This window comes from Vibrio sp. V23_P3S9T160 (assembly GCF_963886625.1).
GTDB lineage: Bacteria > Pseudomonadota > Gammaproteobacteria > Enterobacterales > Vibrionaceae > Vibrio > Vibrio anguillarum.
The window spans coordinates 23787-37133 of sequence record NZ_CAWPDB010000066.1; the positions used below are offsets into that span (position 1 = coordinate 23787).

Sequence of the window (13347 nt, forward strand, 5' to 3'; positions counted from 1 at the left end):
CTCCTCTAAATCGAGGAGGCTTGATCAATCATAATGAAATCAACCCAGTAAATTACTTAAAAAGACTTTTTAATAAGCCATCAACCGCTTTCTTAGTTTTCTCGTCTTTTATCTCAACGCCGAGCTTTTCCAAGCCACGGTCAATTTCTTTTTCCGCTTTTTGTCTTAACACATCATCAAAAACCAATTTGAATTTAGGATCGCTCCATTGCCCTGAGATGTTGATAGGAATCGTAACGTCTCGCAACTCATCAATGTCTTTGCCACCTTGCCCCTCTAGCGTTCCCACCACAGAAGTGCTCACCAAAAAATCAACCGTTTGTTGCAGATAATTCGCTTTACCCTCACCACGAATACGCAACAGTGGTGATTGCATGGCGAGGTTATTGGTGGTGACTTCCCCTTTGTTCAATTTCAGCGTAGCGGTCATGGCGCTAAAATCGGTTTTCTTCACTGGGTCGTCATCAACTTTCTTACCTTTAATTTTGGCGTAATTGCTACGGATAAGGTGAGCAACGTTAATACCATTGACTGCACCATCGGCAAAGTTGATGTTCACGGTTCCGACAAGGTTTTGTTGAATGCCCGTTGGCGTCAAACTGCGGCCCTTTACATCCACATCAATGTTACCCGTACCTTGTAACATCTCATTATTGAGTACATCTTTTAATAGCGGCAGCACCTGTACTCCCTTAACGCTTTTTTTAGCGCTATAAGTGGCAGGTACTTTGGTTGCATCCAGTTGAGCGGTCGCTTGAATCGTACCTTGGTAAAGGTTGGCACTGAATGAGGTTAAATTCACGATGCCACGATCGACGCTAAAGCTGGTTTGCACATTCTGTAATCGAGCATTATTAGCTTTGAACTTGTCTATGGTGACCTTGCCTTGCACATCCAACGTTTTTAATGCACTGAGATCCGGTTCCACTTCAGCGCTCACCGTAGCAGGCGCTGCTGACGTTAAACCTGACGATGCCTTACTTTCACTCACGGCACTGCTTGCCGTTGCTGGATTCGCAAGCCCTAAAAATTCATCCAAATCGATATTTGGGCTATGCATATTGAAGCGGATTTTAGGGATCTCAGCCAACGTCACTTTGACATCACCATCAAATTCTAATGCATTTGCGGTTAATTTACTGAGTAAGACATCCAGTTGGTTTTTAGAGAGATCAAAACGAATGTTCGAAGTTAAACCGACCTGCATTGGGCTTTGTGGCAAACTGGTTCCTTCTAGATTGGTATCCAGCACCAGCGTATCAATCTTCACCAAGCTCATGGCTTTATCGAGAGTCAGTTGCGCACTCCCCTTCGCATCAAGTTTTAAATACGCTACCTTTCCTTTCACGCTGAATGACAGCGCATTCTTCTTATCAAACTCGAACGTGGCTAATTCAATCTTCGCAGAATCAATCTGGTTTGATGGGTCACTAAAGCTCGCATCAAGCACAACGTTCTTCACCGCATAATCCTTGAAACCAGCGGCTAATTTGAATTCAGCTCGCCCTTCTGCGGCAAAGTTTTGTTGGTTATTTTTACCTTTGGCGGCAAAAGTTGCTGACGTCCATTTATCCACCGCAAACTCTGAAAGATTTACCGCCACGTCATACAGTTTGGTATGTGTACCGGCTTTGCGGTCTTGTATTTCCAGTAATGCGTTTTCGACGCTAACGCCCGCTAAGTTAATCGTCCACTCTTGAACAGGCTTGCTCGCATTGACGCTGCTTGTCTCTTCTTGTGCTGGTTTTGTTTCGTTTACGGCGGAAGAGGCGGCTGGTTGAGGCGCGGCTTGAGTTAAGCTATCTAAGTTTGAACGGCCATCTTTAAGGGTTTCAAGATGGAACTCAGCACCATTTAGGCGGATGTTGCCAATTTCCAGTTGCTTATCCAGCAATGGCATCACCGAAATTTCAATACCAACTTGATCGACTTTAAACAGGTTTGGAGCGCTGAAACCTTGTGGATTTCTGAGTTCAGTTTTGCCCAGCTCAAAGCCAAGCGAAGGGAAGAAACTCCAACTGATATCTCCTTCAATGACTAAGTCCAACCCCGTTTTCTGTTTGGCTTGTTCTACAATCAAGGGCTTAAATTGGTTAGGATTGACCAACAGGACAAGTGCGAGCGCGGCAGCGATTAACGCACCGATAATAATGGCAATGAAAAGAAACAGTTTTTTCATCAGCTTTTTCCTTGCTTAATTAGAAAAAGAAAGTGGCACCTAAAGTGCCACTTGTCTGCTTAAAAATAAAGACCACAAAAGTTAAGATTTCAACAATTTCGCGATGTGGGCTTTTAATACATCAATGGCGATACGGTTTTTACCGCCACGAGGAACGATAATGTCCGCGTACTGTTTTGACGGTTCGATAAACTGCATAAACATAGGGCGAACCGTTTTTTGGTATTGCTTCAATACCGAATCCATGGTGCGGCCACGCTCTTCTACATCACGCTTCACTCGGCGTAATAAACAGATATCAAGCGGAGTGTCCATAAATACGGTCGCATGCATTAAGTCACGTAAACGTGGGTCTGTCAGCAGTAAAATACCTTCTAAAATAATCACTTTCTTGGGTGTTAATAGCGTTGTATTCGCGGTGCGAGTATGCTCAGTGTAGCTGTACTCTGGCACTTCAACCGCTTCGCCACGGGTTAATTGTTCTAAATGTTGGCAAAGTAGATCATGGTCAAGTGCATTCGGGTGGTCGTAGTTTGTCTTAACGCGCTCTTCCATACTGAGATGGCTTTGGTCGTTGTAATAGCAATCTTCCGTAATCACACCAATTTGGTGGTCGCCTACTTTGGCACGAAGTTCGTTATAAATCGTGCTCGCAATCAGGCTTTTTCCAGAAGCTGAAGCGCCAGCAATACCTACGATGACGCATTGATTATTCTCAGACATTATTTTTGCACCCGGTGATGGTTTGGTGATGAAAATAGATAAACTGCCCGATTATAGGGACTTCAACCACCTGATACCAGCCTCGATTTAGACTTTGGAAGAGGTTTGAATAACAAACTACCAAGCAAACGTTTTCGTCGTATTTCAGAAGAGATCACCACAGTGCTACTTTCACAGCACTGTGGACCAACACTAGTCTACCAATGTAAAACTGATTGCATCTGGCTTAGGCTTTCCTTGCCAATATAGGCTTGAACAGACTCGTTCCGCCAGTTGAAGATAACGCTGTGTATGCTCACTTTCTGGTTGAGCAACCACGGTAGGACGACCTTGGTCGATGTCTTCACGCAGGGCAATGTGCAGAGGAATTTGTGCAAGCAGCGCCAACCCATATTCACTGGCCAGTTTCTGCGCGCCACCAACACCAAAGATATGCTCTTTCTCTCCACAATGACTGCAGATGTGATAGCTCATATTTTCAATAAGCCCGATGACCGGAACGTCGACTTTTTCGAACATGGCCGCCCCTTTGCGCGCATCCGCTAGTGCCAGATCTTGCGGAGTGGTGACGATCACAGCGCCCGTTACCGGAATTTGTTGTGACAAGGTGAGTTGAATATCACCTGTCCCCGGTGGCATGTCGATGACCAGATAATCCACATCTGGCCACTCGGTTTCATTGAGCAGTTGCGCCAGTGCTTTCGATGCCATCGGCCCACGCCAAATCGCCGCTTCAGATTTATCAACCAGATAGCCAATCGAATGACTGAAAATGCCAAATGCCTCAACTGGCTGCATCCACTTATTATCACGCACATCTGGCTTTGCTTCTTGCTTGCCAAGCATCATTGGCACTGAAGGGCCATAAATATCCGCATCCAACAAGCCAACTTTCGCCCCAGATTGAGCAATGGCTAGAGCAAGATTGACGGCGGTGGTTGATTTGCCGACGCCCCCTTTAGCTGAAGTCACCGCAATAATATTTTTAACACCATTAACACTATGAGCTACCGTCGTCGCTAGCGCTTTCGGCGCAATGATTATCTCAACACTGAATGGAGCAAGCGCATCGGTTTGCTGCTTGGAGACGACCCATTCGGAAAGCTCATTCAGCAAATTTTTAGCGGCAAATGGAATATGAACCGTCAAACGCCCCGCTGTTGTAACCGAAACCCAATGCGGTTGGTTTGCCCACCCCGCAATAAGATGAGGGTGTTCAAATTGGTTTAACCAATCGCAAAAATCTTGTTTAGATGTGAACGGCTGCATAGCTTCTCCTTTTTGCTCATACTATCACTCTCTATTGTCAGACTGAACCCCAAAAAAGTTGCGGGATTCCTTAGGCTCACGCCTTGGAGTCGCTCGCTGCATAAGGTAGTATTGGTCTCTATTTTTCATACCTATCAAAAAAGCGAATATTAAGTATGGCGACTGACCCAAGAAACGTTTCTTCAAGGAAACTGCTGGTAACTTGTGCCCTTCCGTACGCTAACGGTTCGATCCACCTTGGTCATATGCTTGAGCATATCCAAGCTGACATTTGGGTTCGTTACCAACGCCTACGCGGCAACACTGTAAACTTCATCTGTGCAGACGATGCTCACGGCACGCCAATTATGCTTAAAGCACAACAGATGGGTATTACACCTGAAGAGATGATCGCCGCAGTAAGTGAAGAGCACCAAAAAGATTTTGCAGGTTTTGATATCAGCTTTGACAATTATCACAGCACTCACAGCGAAGAGAACCGCGAACTGGCTTCTCACATTTATCTTGAGCTGAAAAAAAATGGCTTCATTTCAAGCCGCACCATTTCTCAGCTGTTTGACCCAGAAAAAGAGATGTTCTTGCCTGATCGCTTCGTGAAAGGCACTTGCCCAAAATGTAAGTCAGAAGATCAATACGGTGATAACTGCGATGCGTGTGGCGAAACCTATAGCCCAACAGAGCTTATCAACCCGAAATCGGCCGTTTCTGGCGCGACACCAGTAATGAAGGATTCCGAGCATTTCTTCTTTGACCTTCCTCAATTTGAAAGCATGCTCAAAGAGTGGACTCGCTCTGGCTCACTACAAACAGAAACCGCCAATAAAATGCAAGAGTGGTTCGAAGGCGGCCTGCAACAGTGGGATATTTCACGTGATGCGCCATACTTTGGCTTTGAAATCCCCGGCGAAAAGAACAAATTCTTCTACGTGTGGTTAGACGCGCCTATCGGCTACATGGGTTCATTTAAAAACCTATGTAACAAACGCGATGACTTAGACTTTAACGAATACTGGAATAAAGACAGTAAAACCGAACTGTACCATTTCATCGGTAAAGATATTGTTTACTTCCACAGCCTATTCTGGCCAGCGATGCTTGATGGCAGTGGTTTCCGTAAGCCTAATAACGTCTTCGTACACGGTTATGTCACAGTCAATGGCGCGAAGATGTCGAAGTCTAAAGGAACGTTTGTCAAAGCAAGCACTTACTTAAACCACCTAGACCCAGAATGCTTACGCTACTACTACGCCGCAAAACTCAATAGCCGCATCGACGATCTTGATTTGAACCTTGAGGATTTCACCCAACGTGTGAACGCCGATGTGGTCAATAAAATCGTCAACCTTGCATCGCGTAATGCAGGCTTCATCACCAAACGTTTTGAAAATCAGTTGTCTGCAACCTTTGCCGAACCAGAGCTGTACGCAGAATTTGCCGCAGCAGCGGATCGCATTGCTGAGCTTTACGAAAGCCGTGAATTTAACCGTGCTATTCGTGAAATCACCGCATTGGCGGACAAAGCGAACCAATACGTGGATGAAAAAGCGCCTTGGGTTGTGGCTAAACAAGAAGGTCAAGAGCAAGAGCTACAAGACATTTGCTCAGTGGGTATCAACCTATTCCGCGTGTTAATGACTTACTTAAAACCTGTAATGCCAGCACTAGCGGCGCGCACCGAAGCATTCTTAAACCAAGAACTCACTTGGGAAGGCGTACAAACACCATTAACAAGCCATACGCTCACGCCATTCAAAGCGCTGTTTAATCGCATTGATCCGAAACACGTTGAAGCGATGATTGAAGCGTCTAAAGAAGAAGCGGCAGCAGAAAAAGCCGCGATTGAGAGCGCGCAACCAACCACAGTTGAAACTGAGCTAAGTAAAGACCCTATTGCAGCTGAAATCGAATTTGATGATTTTGCTAAAGTGGACTTACGCGTCGCTAAGATCATCGCTTGCGAAGCGGTGCCAAAAGCGGACAAATTGCTTAAATTCCAATTGGATATTGGTGGCGAAACTCGCCAAGTGTTTTCAGGTATTAAAGCCGCTTATTCACCCGAAGAGTTAGTAGGCAAGTACACCGTCATGGTAGCGAACCTCAAACCGCGTAAAATGAAGTTTGGTATGTCAGAAGGCATGATCTTAGCCGCAGGCCCTGGTGGCAGCGAGCTATGGATTCTTGAGCCACATGAAGGTGCTCAAGCTGGCATGCGCATCCTGTAATACATCAATCTTCACGATAGCATCCCCAACACGCTCTGTGTTGGGGATTTTTTATCACCATACTGCTCAAAATCGATCCTGCTCACACTTTTAGTTCAAAATGCACCAATAAGATGCATCACTTCAACGCGAAAATACATAACACATTGAATTTAAACAAATAAAAAACTGGCATTAACCCTGCTAACTCTAGATTGGTATAACATTAACAAGGAGTTGGTTATGTTTGTTTTTATCTCAATGCTTATCTCTATCGGTATATTGTGGCTGATGTTTTATCTGGCAAAACAGCGTGAATCCACATTACAACGTAAATATCAACTGCTGATCGACCTTCGCCAGCTACTGTTTTTATGCCGTCAGCACCGTAACATTACCCATCAAACACTAGCCTCTGGTCAAAGACGCGACACTGAGTTGAATGAATTGCAAAATACGCTATACGAAAAAAGTAATCACTTAATTGCTATCGCACACTTTGACAACAAACCAATGTACCGTGTGCTGCAAATTAAGCTTAAAGCACTCATGAAGGAGTGGCCAGAGCGCTCTGTGGCTCGTAACCAAATGATGCATGGTAAAATAATTCGTCACTGTATGTTCTTAATGGATGAGGTGATACTGGCTTGGTTGGTGGAATCCAACCGCGAAGATCTCAGCGATGAATATCATATTAATTGGCAACAGGTCATTGATGCGATGGACGCGCTAACTCAGTTGCGCATCAGCATTGATGAAATGGATACTCAAGATGGCCGCATACGCTTGCAGCATTATAGTGAGGTTGTCAGGCGTAGGATGAATCAACTCGCCTTAATCAGCCCTTTAACGGTAGCTTCGCCAAGCTGCTCAGCCGCGCTGCATAGCCTGAGCGAACTGCATGATCATCCTGCCTTTCAAATAGAAGCTGATGCGATGTACCAAATTACTTCGGATATTTCACTCAGCATCTCTCACGTTTACGACCAGATGCTCAGCGACTTAACCGAGAGCTTGTACATTCCGTTGCCTAAATTGGCGATTGCTTAGTGAGTAATTATTTAGCTGGTGACTGTTTGACTGGTGATTATTTAGAAAGTAAAAAGGCCACTTTATCCAAAAGTGGCCTAATCACTCACCGTGTACATAGATACATCAGTGTAAATTCAGAACTCAATTACAGCATTTTACGCGCCGCTTCGACAACCACTTTGATTGAACGAGCCTCAGTCTCTTTGAGTGTCGCGTGATCTGGGATCTCTTTTTGAGTACGGTTGATGATCACACCAGCCACACAACCTGCTTTCAAACCTGAGCTCGCACACATGGTTAGTAAAGTGGCGGATTCCATCTCAAAGTTCAATACGCCCATATCTTGCCACTCTTTCATCGAGCCTTGGAAACGACGTACAACACGACCTGTGAAGGTGTCATAACGCTCTTGGCCTGGGTAGAAGGTATCACTTGATGCGGTAACGCCCATGTGCACGGTTGCACCACTTTCAACTACAGCCGCTTTCATTGCAGTGGCGACATCGAAATCAGCCACAGCAGGGAATTCCATTGGTGCAAAGTGCAAACTTGCACCGTCAAGGCGAACCGAACCTGTGCTGACAATCATATCACCCACATTGACATGAGGTTGGATTGCACCAGTAGTACCTACGCGTAGGAAAGTACGCACGCCAAGTTGAGCAAGCTCTTCAACCGCAATAGACGTAGAAGGACCACCGATACCAGTAGAACAAACAACGACTGGCTTACCGTCTAACTCTGCGCGGTACACAGTGTATTCACGGTGGCTAGCAAGAAAGACTGGATTTTCCATCTCTTCAGCGATTTTTTGTACGCGGGCTGGATCCCCAGGGATAATGGCCAAAGTAGCACCATTCAGATCGGCTTCGGTAACACCTAGATGGAAAACGGCTTGAGACATAAGTGACTCCTTATTGCGGCTTGTTCAGCTCATAGATATATATCGGGTATGCAGCTACTCTAGCGGACCACGCACCAACAAAGAGTGATCAAATTCACAATGAATGACGCAATGTAACGAACACATTCTCATAAAAACGGTTTGCATCACAAAAAACAGCAAGATTGATGAAATAACACCCAACCCTAAAAGATGATTTCCAACACTGCATAACAAAATACAAGCGCAATATCGACGCATTTCACACTATTACCACAATAGGGTGCAAACCCAACAGGCATGAGAGATAACGACCCGCCATGCCTTGCTGAGCTTTTTGGTTTTTAGTCTCGGACTATTTTTTAAATTTCAATAGACGCAACGCATTGAGCGTCACTAACGCGGTAGCTCCACTATCAGCCAGCACCGCCACCCATAAGCCCGTAATACCGAGTAAACTCGTGACTAAAAAGATACTTTTTAAGCCTAGCGCTAGCGTGACATTCTGGCGAATATTGGCGAGGGTAGCTTGTGATAGCTCGATCATGGTGGCGAGCTCGACCAATCGATTATGAGTAATTGCCGCATCGGCCGTTTCCAACGCAACATCGGTACCCCCCCCCATCGCAATACCAATGCTGGCCGCTTTCATTGCCGGCGCATCATTAATGCCATCCCCGACCATCGCCACCTGTTTTCTCTGCGCCAACTGTTGAATGTATTCCACTTTATCTTGCGGTAATAAACTGGCTTTGAAATCTATCCCTAATTGAGCGCTCATCGTCGCAGCGCTTCTAGGGTTATCGCCAGTGAGCATAATAGTGTCGATCCCCAAACGGCGCAGAGCTTCAATGGCGGCTTTGGCATCTTCACGCAAGGTATCTTGCCATGCGATTAAACCGACAATGTTCTCTTGCTCAAAAACCACCACCACTGTTTTGCCTTGCATCTCTAGCGCTTCCACTTGCGCGCTAAATGCATCAGAAAACGGAATATTCGCTTTGCTTGGCGCTAATACGCGCAGCGATTTCCCTTCCACAACCCCCGAAACCCCACTGCCAACTAACGCTAGCTTCTCTATCGCTTCTGGAATGGGCAAAGCCATCGCTTGCACTTTTTTCACTAAAGAGGTTGCCAGAGGATGGCTCGAGCCCATTTCAACCGCTGCGACATAGCGCAACAATTGCTCTTCATCCCAGCCATTGAGCGCAACCACATCCGTAACTTCCGGTTTACCTTTGGTCAAAGTGCCCGTTTTATCAAAAGCAATACTCTCTATTTTTCCAAGCTGTTCGAGCGCTGCGCCCCCTTTGATCAGTGCACCACGACGCGCCGCTGCGGCAAGGCCAGAAGTAATGGCCGCGGGAGTTGAGATAACCAACGCACATGGACAAGCAATCAGCAGTAAGGCTAAGCCACGGTAAACCCATGTTTCCCATGGCTGAGCAAACAGTGTCGGCGGTATCACAACCACGGCTAATGAAACCAACATCATTAATGGGGTATACCAACGACTAAATTTATCAAGAAAACGTTCTAACGGCGCTTTGCGAGATTCCGCTTCTTCAATCAGATGCAAAATGCGGTCAATCGCGTTTTCACCCTGTTTGGAGGTGATGGTGAAACGCACCACCTGATCCGCGACCACAGCACCCGCCATGACACTGTCACCTTGATAGCGTTCGACAGGCAGTGATTCGCCCGTTAACGCGCTCTCATCAAAACTGGCCGACGCTTCGTGCAATTGACCATCCGCGGGTAGCCGAGAGCCGGGAGAAACTTCCACTACATCCCCCGGTTTTAGCTCATGTGCCGCCACCGTGATGCGTTCTCCTGCCACAATTTTTGTTGCCGTTTCAGGCACCAGTGCCATTAAAGCTTGTACACCGCTACGCGCTTTAGAAGCGGCAAAAGCTTCTAGCCGCTCTCCGATGAGGAAGAGTAATAGCACCATCGCTGCTTCAACCGTTTCACCAAGATAGAGCGCTCCGAGCGCCGCAACGCTCATTAAGGTTTCAATCGCAAAAGGTGTGCCTGAGCGTGCCAGTTGAATCGCTTTTTTACCGATAGGATACAAACCGGCAAGGCAGGTCAAAATGAACATCCCATCGCTGATTTGAGGGAAATAAGGCTGCACAATAGCGGCGAGTACCATGGCGCCAGCAATGGAGAGGATCTGCGCGTTCTGTTTTATGACTGACTTCCAATCGCTACGAATGGGGGCAGAAACTGGATTAGCCGCATCAATGCGGTGAGCCGTAAAACCTGCATTACGAACCGCTTGCTCTATTTCAAGCGCTGCCTCTTCGGTATTAAACTTGACCACCAATTTTTCAGTGGCAAACAGCACTTTGGCGTCGATCACATTACCCACTTTTTTAAGCGCCGTTTCAACCTTACGTGCGCAAGATGGGCAATCCATCCCTTCAATTTTCCAGCTTTGGTTAAACTGTGTTTTAACGGATGTGAGCTGCGCGGGTTCATCATCAGGATCATTGCTTGCGCACTCTTGTGACCCGCAGCACCCCTCTTCATTTGAATCAACGCCCGCAGCCCTAATCGCGGTAATTTTAAGACTAGAGCATGACACCGCCTGCGGGTTTGCCATGCTATTTTTTGTAGTACTGCAAGCTTCATGTTTTGTGCACATAGGATTCTCCTTCTCTGATGCACAAAGCTTAAACCTTAGAGTCAACTCCAAGGTCAAGCGCATTTTTATCAAACCTGAACTTAACGCACATTCACCTTGATTAGATGGAAAAGAGGTGCACTGCACCTCTAGAATTTTATTTATTACTGCTGATATACCCAAACAACTTGGAGTTGCAGGTAGGCGGCAAGTGAGTGAGTCCCCATGAGCATAGGCAAACTATGTGATTGGGGTGAACGAACGTAGCCAACACTGCTGCAGCTTCAAGTAGGAAGGGTATAGTTTGCTATGTTGGCTTTTTAAAACAATGCGTTAAGTTTTTCCCTAATGCTCTCAGTACATCTCTGCGCGTAATAATGCCAACCAATTTACCTTGATCGATCACGGGATAAACTTTCGGTTTTCCTACTTTCATCATGTCAGCAAGCTCAATAATAGAAGTGTCTGATGAAACGGACAGCACTTCAGGGTGCATGCAGTCACGGACTAAATGGGTGTCTTCACAGAAATAACTCACCTTCACCAATTTATCGAGCAAATCCTGCTCTGATAGAAAGCCAATCACTTGTTCTTGGTCGTTAATAACAGGACCACCAAGATGCTCCGAACGCATCACTTTTTCTAAAGCCGCAGTCATTGGCATGTCCGGTTTGAAGGTGATGGCTTGTAATGTCATATAGTCTTTAACTATTAGCGATTGCATATCTGTCTCCTTGGTTGCAACGGTATGCTGCCTTAAGTTAAGTGTTGACTAATTTCACCGTTTTGCTAAATGGAAAAAATCGATTTTGCTCATCGGCACAAACTATCGATATTACAAATAGTTAATTTTTATCAAGGGTAAATGGCAAAATCTTTTATCAAAACGTCTCATTTTTGAATCAAACAACACGTTAAGAACACGATGTCTCGCAAGATTTTACAGTTAATATCATTTATATCTTAAACATTGACCGTTGTATTAATAAGGACTGGGCATGGTGAATTCGCCACTGTTTTCCGAGATTATAGAAAACCCAGCACTGATGCGCAGCTTGTTGGAGTCATTACCCGAACCCACTTTTCTGATTAACCGCGATGGCGTATATGTGGAGGCCTTAGGAGGAACGGATCGCAGCCGACACCACGCCCCAAGGGTTCTCATTGGTCTCAATCTATACCAGGTATTACCCGAAAAAAAAGCCGCTTGGTTTCATCAAATTATCCAAGAAGTCATTGATAACGGACAAATGCGAGAGTTTGAATACGATCTCGACCTAAGGGTAATTGCTCAATTTAAAGGCAGCTCTGGCCCTATCGATATTCAGTTTTTTAACGCATTGGTCATCCCGCTGAAAAATACTGAGTACGTGCTATGGATTGTGAGAAATATTACCGCTTATAAGCGCACGTTAGAGCGGCTTTCTATACACCAACTTGAGTTAGAAAAACTGACCAATGTGGATCATTTAACTCAGGTCTATAACCGTTATGCGATGGACTCATTGCTGCCCAAAGCGTTAGATAAGATCAAGCGTGAGCAAAGTAGTGCTGCAATTTTCATGATCGACTTAGATTGCTTCAAAGAATATAACGACCACTATGGCCATGTGAATGGCGATACTGTGCTACGCAAGATAGCGAGCACTCTGCAGCATTGGAAACGTAAAGATGACCTCTGCTTTCGCTATGGAGGAGATGAATTTCTACTATTTATTGCGGATATTGATATTAAACAGTGCGAGCAAAAAGCATTACAACTACTTAGTGAAGTGAGAGAGCTGCAAATCCCTCACCGCTATTCTCGTGTCTCATTGTATGTATCGATTACTATCGGCATCCAATATTGCGAACACATACCGACTGGCATGACGCCAGAACAGTTTGTATCAACGGCCGATAAAGCGCTGTTTCACGCGAAGAATCAACAGCGCGGAACTATTCATATACTACACAAGGCTTAGTCGATGGTGTGATGATTAGCCCAACGCTGCGCGGCTTGGGCATCTGAATCTCGAGACTCCACCCAGCGTGTTTGTTCGGTGGTGCGCTCTTTCTTCCAAAACGGTGCTTTGGCTTTAAGGTAATCCATAACAAATTCGCACGCCTCAAAAGCCGCACCACGATGTGAGCTCGAAACACCTACAAACACGATTTGATCGCCAATATCTAAATCACCGATTCGGTGGATCACACGGATTTTTTGCACCGGCCAACGTGCCTGAGCCTGATCACAAATATCACTCAAAGCTTTTTCTGTCATTCCCGGATAGTGCTCAAGCGTTAAGCCAATAACATTATCACCTAAATTCATATCACGAACTTTGCCAATAAAGGTAACCACAGCGCCAGCGGAAGTACCTTGCGACAAATCACGGTATTCTGCGTCTACCGAGAAATCTGATATTTGAACGGAAATACGGCTATCCAT

10 protein-coding genes are annotated in these 13347 nt (G+C 45.7%); 3 read left to right on the forward strand and 7 right to left on the reverse strand.

The features are described from left to right. Window positions 1-52: 52 nt before the first annotated feature. The 3 genes from AACU59_RS03775 to apbC all read right to left on the reverse strand — a co-directional run bounded on the left by AACU59_RS03775 (window position 53) and on the right by apbC (window position 4171). Entirely contained in the window at window positions 53-2179 is a 2127-nt protein-coding gene (locus tag AACU59_RS03775; RefSeq protein ID WP_094144953.1) for an AsmA family protein, read from the reverse strand. Window positions 2180-2260: 81 nt separating this feature from the next. After that, window positions 2261-2902, reverse strand: a complete 642-nt coding sequence (gene udk, locus AACU59_RS03780) for a uridine kinase (RefSeq protein WP_010320672.1) — start codon at window positions 2900-2902, stop codon at window positions 2261-2263. Between the two features lie 192 nt (window positions 2903-3094). Next, complete coding sequence (apbC, locus tag AACU59_RS03785; RefSeq protein ID WP_017048342.1) at window positions 3095-4171, reverse strand: iron-sulfur cluster carrier protein ApbC; 1077 nt, start codon at window positions 4169-4171, stop codon at window positions 3095-3097. A 155-nt stretch (window positions 4172-4326) separates the two neighbouring features. Here apbC and metG point away from each other — a divergent pair, with 155 nt between their 5' ends. Together metG and AACU59_RS03795 are read left to right on the forward strand one after the other, a co-directional pair. Next, window positions 4327-6393, forward strand: coding sequence for a methionine--tRNA ligase (metG, locus tag AACU59_RS03790; protein ID WP_094144954.1), 2067 nt, complete (start codon window positions 4327-4329; stop codon window positions 6391-6393). A 216-nt stretch (window positions 6394-6609) separates the two neighbouring features. Then, complete coding sequence (locus AACU59_RS03795) at window positions 6610-7422, forward strand: hypothetical protein (RefSeq protein WP_094144955.1); 813 nt, start codon at window positions 6610-6612, stop codon at window positions 7420-7422. Between the two features lie 127 nt (window positions 7423-7549). On the opposite strand, the gene udp is transcribed toward AACU59_RS03795, so the two are convergent. The 3 genes from udp to AACU59_RS03810 form a co-directional block, all read right to left on the reverse strand. Beyond that, on the reverse strand, window positions 7550-8308 hold the full coding sequence (udp, locus tag AACU59_RS03800) for a uridine phosphorylase (protein ID WP_010320675.1): 759 nt from the start codon (window positions 8306-8308) through the stop codon (window positions 7550-7552). Between the two features lie 334 nt (window positions 8309-8642). Next, entirely contained in the window at window positions 8643-10937 is a 2295-nt protein-coding gene (locus AACU59_RS03805; protein WP_094144956.1) for a zinc/cadmium/mercury/lead-transporting ATPase, read from the reverse strand. Window positions 10938-11223: 286 nt separating this feature from the next. Beyond that, window positions 11224-11640 (reverse strand): CBS domain-containing protein, encoded by a 417-nt coding sequence (locus tag AACU59_RS03810; protein ID WP_013857256.1) that lies wholly within the window; start codon window positions 11638-11640, stop codon window positions 11224-11226. 274 nt (window positions 11641-11914) lie between these two features. On the opposite strand from AACU59_RS03810, the gene AACU59_RS03815 reads away from it, so the two are divergent. Next, window positions 11915-12880: a sensor domain-containing diguanylate cyclase gene (locus AACU59_RS03815; protein WP_094144957.1), complete on the forward strand. Its 966-nt coding sequence runs from the start codon at window positions 11915-11917 to the stop codon at window positions 12878-12880. Here the strand turns inward: AACU59_RS03815 and moaE are convergent. Continuing rightward, window positions 12877-13347, reverse strand: coding sequence for a molybdopterin synthase catalytic subunit MoaE (moaE, locus tag AACU59_RS03820; RefSeq protein ID WP_038148363.1), 471 nt, complete (start codon window positions 13345-13347; stop codon window positions 12877-12879). The genes AACU59_RS03815 and moaE overlap by 4 nt on opposite strands.

What these genes read in the sequence shown, in the direction of transcription:
- metG (WP_094144954.1), top strand. Translation starts at nt 4,327, where the DNA reads ATGGCGACTGACCCAAGAAACGTTTCTTCAAGGAAACTGCTGGTAACT.
- udp (WP_010320675.1), bottom strand. Translation starts at nt 8,308, where the DNA reads ATGTCTCAAGCCGTTTTCCATCTAGGTGTTACCGAAGCCGATCTGAAT.
- udk (WP_010320672.1), bottom strand. Translation starts at nt 2,902, where the DNA reads ATGTCTGAGAATAATCAATGCGTCATCGTAGGTATTGCTGGCGCTTCA.
- moaE (WP_038148363.1), bottom strand. Translation starts at nt 13,347, where the DNA reads ATGGATAGCCGTATTTCCGTTCAAATATCAGATTTCTCGGTAGACGCA.
- apbC (WP_017048342.1), bottom strand. Translation starts at nt 4,171, where the DNA reads ATGCAGCCGTTCACATCTAAACAAGATTTTTGCGATTGGTTAAACCAA.
- AACU59_RS03815 (WP_094144957.1), top strand. Translation starts at nt 11,915, where the DNA reads ATGGTGAATTCGCCACTGTTTTCCGAGATTATAGAAAACCCAGCACTG.
- AACU59_RS03775 (WP_094144953.1), bottom strand. Translation starts at nt 2,179, where the DNA reads ATGAAAAAACTGTTTCTTTTCATTGCCATTATTATCGGTGCGTTAATC.
- AACU59_RS03805 (WP_094144956.1), bottom strand. Translation starts at nt 10,937, where the DNA reads ATGTGCACAAAACATGAAGCTTGCAGTACTACAAAAAATAGCATGGCA.
- AACU59_RS03810 (WP_013857256.1), bottom strand. Translation starts at nt 11,640, where the DNA reads ATGCAATCGCTAATAGTTAAAGACTATATGACATTACAAGCCATCACC.